Consider the following 5,849-nt stretch of genomic DNA (forward strand, 5'->3'; position numbering starts at 1 on the left):
CTTGTTGGCGGTGGAGGTGCCGTTGGTGACCATGTAGCTGCGTTCGGCGTTGAACACGCGGGAAATGTACTCTTCCGCCTCTTTGTGCGGGCCGGAGTGATCCAGCAACGATCCCAGTTCGGACACCGAAATCGAGATATCCGACTTCATGGTGTTCGGGCCGAAGAAATCGTAGAACAGGCTGCCCACCGGGCTCTTCTGGAACGCGGTGCCGCCCATGTGGCCCGGCGTACAGAAGGTGTATTTGCCTTCGCGCACGTATTTGAACAGCGCCTTGGTCAACGGCGGCAGGATGGTGTCGATATACTCGTCGGTATTCTGTTTGATCTTGGCGGCGATGTCGGTTGCCGCGCCGAGCGCATATTCGAAGAAGCGCACCTGCATGCGCAGATCGTTCAGGCTGACGTCCAGCGTCGAATAGGTGTTGGCGAACGCGTACAGCGGCATGTACTCGTTCAGCTGGCTGATCTCTTCGCACAGCTCCAGGTTGTATTTGTCCCAGTCGAAGATCACCCCGCACAGACGGGCGTTGTTCTCGATCAGTTTCAGCAGGTCTTCGCGATCGTTAGGGTAAACGATGCGGAAATCCAGACTTTCCAGCGCCTGATGCAGTTCACGGATAGGCTCTTCTTTGAAGTAGACACCCATGTGATTCATGATGGCGATAACGTTCATATGCATTTCTCCTGGCAAAGCAAGCCCCTTCCCGTCGCGGCTGACAGGTCGGAAAGAAAGGGGCTGGGTAAATTCAGTCGGTCAGCGGACGCGAATCAGTGCGCTTTGGCCGTGGTGTTTTCATCGACCGCCGCTGCGTTGGCAGCCTGGCGGGTATTCATTTTCCGGGCGTAGAACATCAGGATAATCAGGCTGATGATAAAGGTGCCGGACAGTTCGAATGAGTTGGCGCCCATCAGCGCGATGAAGCAGAAGCCACAGCCGCACACCGAAGCGATCAGGCTCAGCAGGTTGCGCACGTTGACCCCTTCGAAGCGGATCAGGTCTACGCAGGAGTAGAAGTAAGGCAGCATGGTCAGCAGCACCGCGATGCCGGTCAGTTCGCCGAACAGGTCGGACGCTTTGCCGCCGGCGGAGCTCATCAGGGTGATCAGCACCATCAGCGCGGTCATTTTGCAACCGGCCAGCAGCAGGCCTTTCTTCGGAATGCCGTTTTTATCCAGCTCGCCGTACACTTTCGGGAAGTTGCCGTCGTTGGCGGCACGTACCCCGGCCTGGCCGACCAGCATCATCCACGAACCCAGTGACGTCAGGCAGGCGAAGGCGGTGAAGGCGGAAACCATCGGTGCGGCCCAGTTGCCCATAATCGCCGAGGCGCTGATGGCGAACGGCGCGCCGCTGGCGGCCATTTCAGACGCCGGGAACATACCGCTGATCACCTGGGTGGCAGCGATGTAGATAATGCCAGCCAGGCCGGTGCCGAGCATGGTTGCCAGCGGCACGGTACGTTTCGGGTTTTTCACCATGCCGGTGCTGACCGCTGCGGATTCCACGCCGATAAACGCCCACAGGCACAGCAGGATACTCTTGATGACCGCATGGCTGTCGGTGGTGCCGGAGGTATTCCAGTTAGCCTGATAGGTGGCGACGTCAAACCAGTGCCAGCCGATGGTGGCAGTCACGATCACCGGGATCAGCACCAGCACCAGGCCCAGGGTGGTCAAACGGCTGACCCAGGTTCCGCCCAGCATGTTCACGAAGGTGAAGACCCACACGATAGCGATACAGGCGATGCCGGCAGGTACCGGGTTGTTCAGAGCCGGGAAGAAGGTGGAGAGATAAGAAACGGCGGTAATGCCGATGGCCAGGTTACCGATCCAGTTGGCATGGTAATAAAGCACGCCGGTCTGGAAACCGAAGGCCGGGGAGATTTCACCCGCGTAGGCGATAGGGCCGCCCTGCTGCGGGTTTTTGGTGGCGAGGCGGGCATACACATAGGCCAGCGACATCGCCCCGATAATCGAGATCACCCATCCCCAGATGGCGATAGATCCGAGACTCGCCAGATTGGCGGGCAATAAGGCAATCCCGCTCCCCATCATATTACCGGCGACGACGCCGGTGCAGGCAATAAGCCCTATTTTCTTGGGTGAAGCCATGGTCAGTTTCTCCTGATTTACGTTTCTTATAAGCCACACCCATAAATAAAAGATTTTAATGAGCCGGCTTGATAGTCAGGATGCTAACCATCGGGGGGAATAAAGTCCTAAAGATAAAGTGAGATTACGCTCATGATCATACAAATGATAACCTGAGGTTTTTCATTAACACATCAAGATAAAAAGGTAAGCTAAAGAAAAGATAAACATCATTTTAAAACAACAATATAGAAAGGTTAAAAACAAATAACAAACGGCAGAAAAGAAATAATATCGCGCAGCAAAATAATACACTCACGCAACATACCTTCACCAATAAATAACGCCACCATGATTCCCGGAGAATAATGGCGGCGTGATATCGGTTAATTATTGGCGCTGATAGTTATTTAAATAAGGCACCACGTTGGTCAATGACGTCTGGAATACGCCATTGGTTATCCAATGCAATGTGTCTTCGCCGGGGCGAAGATTGAATGCGGTAATATAAGAATCCGCTGCCAAATGGTTCTGCCCCTGCATTTCATACACCTTGCCCAGCAGCACATAATTCAGCCACGACATTTGCAATTCAATCCCCAGATCGATCGCCCGGTGCGCCTCGTCAATGCGCCCCTGCGTCAATGCATCTACCGCCAGAACTTGCTGCATGATTGGCGTGTTTTTCAATTCGGGGATCGTCGCCAGATGGCTGATATCGGCGCGCAATTGCGCCAGGGCCTGGCTGTCGAACGGTTGATAAGAATTACGCAGCAGATCCACCAGCGCCTTTTCGGCCAGCAGGTAGTGGAAGTTCGGCGCGCTTTTAATCAGCTCGCTCAGCTGGGCGCTGGCGCGGGTCAACGAATCGGCGTCGCCGTGGATCAGCAACTGATGCGCCTGGTAGAAACGCTGCAGCAACGGCCCGTTGTCGGGCAGCAGCTGCGCCAGGCGCTGCGCCAGCTGTGGCGGCCAAGGCTGCTTCAGCGCAGCGGACAGGCTGGAGAGGAAGTCGGTCTGGATCTTCAGCTGGTTATCGGCAGTAATAAAGTAACGCTTGTCCAGCATGACTGAGCTGTCGGCGTTATCCACCAGCCGCACGGACAGGAAACACTGCTGGGCGCGGTAGTGGCGCTGATTGACGAACTCGATATACAGCGACTTGCCCGAGTTGCTGGGGCCGGAATAGTTGTAGTTGGTCTGGTCGTGCACCAGGAAGGTCGAGTAGGTGTTCAGCGAATCGGTGATCAGCTCGCTGACGCCCACCACATAAGAGAGCTGCGGCATCCAGTTACTGCAGCTCTCGCCGCCCTGGATGCGAATATCGATATCGCGCGGGTTGAGCAACACCGGCATGGTGGATACCGGCACGCGCTGCGACAGCGTGGCGATGCCGACAAACGCCACGCAGACGCTGAGCGCCGCCAGAAACGCCAGCCACACCCAGAAGGTCGAGCGACGATAAAAACGCGGCTTCTTTTCGCCGGGCGTGGCAGGCGGTGCGCTTGCCCGGCGCGGCGGCACATACGGCGTCTCGTCTTCCTCGCTGCCGTCTTCCGGCTCATGCATGATCACCGCGATCTGCGGCGCCAGTGCGGGAGCGGGTTGCGTCTCCCCTTCTTCACACCAGATCACCGACGTCGCCAGCTTATACCCGCGCTTGGGCACGGTGATAATGTATTCCGGGCTGTCGCTGTCGCCGTCTTTCAGGTATTTGCGCAGCTCTGAAATACATTGGGTCACCACGTGGTTGGTGACGATATTGCGCTTCCAGACGTTGTCGATCAGCTCGTCGCGGCTCAGCACCACGTCGGGATGCCGGGCGAAATAGCACAGCATGTCGATCAGGCGCGGTTCCAGCGTTTTTTGGCGTCCGTCGCGGCTGATGGTGTTGTCGGCAGGGGTCACCAGCCACTCCCCGACGCGAAAAGCAGGCTCTTGCATGGCGGAAATAACTCTGTAGGCATGTAGGGCAAGGGCGCGATCATAGCATAACCGCCCCCGGCTGTGGCCGCCGGGAGGCGATTAAGCCGTTAACTCTCGTATAATTCTAACGGTAAACCATCGGGATCGCTGAAAAAGGTAAAACGGGATTGGGTATAAGGATCGACGCGGACCGGTTCGCAGGCGACGCCGGCCGCCTGCAGATGGGCGATGGCCTGGTCAATGTCGTCAACGCTGAACGCCAGATGGCGCAGGCCGCAGGCCTCCGGGCGGCTGACGCGGGCCGGCGGCGAAGGGAAAGAAAACAGCTCGATAGTGTATTGCCCGTTGAGCGCCAGATCGGCTTTCCAGGAGCCGCGCTCCTCGCGGTAGACTTCGCTCAGCAGGGTAAATCCGAGAATGTCGCAGTAAAAATGCTTACTGGCGGCGTAGTCCGCGCCAATGATCGCGATATGGTGTACCTGACGTAACGCCAGCATGGCGGCCTCTCCTGTTCGGTTTGATGAGGCAAGGTATCCGGCGGCGGCGATGACGTCAATGAGAACGCCCGGCATATCTTTCCAAACCGCCGGGCGTGTAATGCATTACGGCTGCGGGGCTTTCAACACCTTCACCAGATAGCGTCCGTCCTCCGTCAGTTTGGCGCCGTGGATGTCGGTTTCAAAGCCGGGGTAGCGTTCGCCGATCGAGCACAGCATCAGCAGAAAATCGAGCACTGCCCGGCTCTCTTCGGTGATCATTTCTCCCGGCATCACCAGCGGCACGCCCGGCGGATACGGCAGGATCATATTGGCCGCCACCTTGCCCACCAGCTGATCCAGCTCACAGGTTTCCACGTTGCCGCGCACCTGCTCCTGGAACATCTGGTGCGGCGTCAGCTTCATTTCCGGCAGCACATCGAACGCCTGCTACATCAGGCGCGGCAGCTCGTGCTGGCAGATCAGGCGGTGAATGCCGGCGGCCAGCTCCTGAATGCGCATGTTGCGATAGAAATCCGGATCCTCGGCGTACAGATCCGGCAGCATGTTCTTCACCCGCAGGTTGAGATCGTAGGCGCGTTTGAAGTCGGTCAGGCCGCGCAGCAGGCTCATCGCCTTGGTTTTATCGATGCCGATACTGAACAGGAACAGCAGGTTGTACGGCCCGGTCTTCTCCACCACGATGCCGCGCTCGTCGAGGTACTTCGCCACCAGCGCCGCCGGGATCCCCTCCTCCTCCAGCGTGCCCAGCTCGTTCATGCCCGGCGTCAGGATCGTCACCTTGATCGGATCGAGGTACATGTGATCGCGATCGGTCTGGCCAAAACCGTGCCAGTTGTCGTCCGGATCCAGTGGCCAGCATTGCGCTTCATCGATCTCTTCCGGCTGCCAAATGTCGAAGAACCAACTGTCGCTTTCCTCGCGCAGCCGCTGCACTTCACGGCGAAAATGCAGCGCACGCTCCACCGAGCGGTTGATCAAGCGGCGCCCCGGGTTGCCGCGCAGCATGGCGGCAGCGGTCTCCATCGATGCCACGATGCCATAGTGCGGCGAGGTGGTGGTGTGCATCATGTAGGCTTCGTTGAAGGTGCTCTCGTCGTAGTCGCCCTTGATATGAATCATCGAAGCCTGCGAGAAGGCCGCCAGCAGCTTGTGCGTCGATTGGGTTTCGTAAATCACCTTACCGGGCACCCGCTCGCCGCTCATGCCGCTTTTGCCGTCGTAAATCGGATGGAAGTTGGTGTAAGGCACCCAAGCGGAGTCGAAGTGGATCGACGGCACCTCCAGCGTCTGCTTGATGTAGTCGGTGTTGTACAGCAGGCCGTCATAGGTG

The 5,849-nt window shown here is 57.8% G+C and carries 3 protein-coding genes and 2 pseudogenes; all 5 read right to left on the reverse strand.

Translation table 11 applies throughout. The annotated features are described in order from the left end of the window. Window positions 1-675: pseudogene (cadA, locus tag HMPREF3138_RS26910) on the reverse strand (lysine decarboxylase CadA); the annotation flags it as partial. Between the two features lie 95 nt (window positions 676-770). Then, window positions 771-2,114 carry a cadaverine/lysine antiporter gene (gene cadB, locus HMPREF3138_RS00900; RefSeq protein ID WP_038878801.1) on the reverse strand — a complete coding sequence of 448 codons (1,344 nt, stop codon included), beginning with the start codon at window positions 2,112-2,114 and terminating at the stop codon, window positions 771-773. Window positions 2,115-2,483: 369 nt separating this feature from the next. Then, a complete protein-coding gene (gene cadC, locus HMPREF3138_RS00905; protein ID WP_038878798.1) occupies window positions 2,484-4,037 on the reverse strand; it encodes a lysine decarboxylation/transport transcriptional activator CadC in 1,554 nt (517 codons plus the stop codon). A gap of 89 nt (window positions 4,038-4,126) precedes the next feature. After that, the gene (locus HMPREF3138_RS00910) at window positions 4,127-4,516 is read right to left on the reverse strand and encodes a VOC family protein (RefSeq protein ID WP_038878796.1); all 390 of its coding nucleotides are present in this window, start codon (window positions 4,514-4,516) and stop codon (window positions 4,127-4,129) included. 105 nt (window positions 4,517-4,621) lie between these two features. After that, window positions 4,622-5,849 (reverse strand): annotated as a pseudogene (locus tag HMPREF3138_RS26915) (lysine decarboxylase LdcC); the annotation flags it as partial.

Source organism: Serratia sp. HMSC15F11 (assembly GCF_001808215.1).
Classification (GTDB): Bacteria; Pseudomonadota; Gammaproteobacteria; order Enterobacterales; family Enterobacteriaceae; genus Serratia; species Serratia nevei.

Coding starts and splice junctions, on each gene's coding strand:
- cadB (WP_038878801.1), bottom strand. CDS start 2,114: ATGGCTTCACCCAAGAAAATAGGGCTTATTGCCTGCACCGGCGTCGTC.
- cadC (WP_038878798.1), bottom strand. CDS start 4,037: ATGCAAGAGCCTGCTTTTCGCGTCGGGGAGTGGCTGGTGACCCCTGCC.
- HMPREF3138_RS00910 (WP_038878796.1), bottom strand. CDS start 4,516: ATGCTGGCGTTACGTCAGGTACACCATATCGCGATCATTGGCGCGGAC.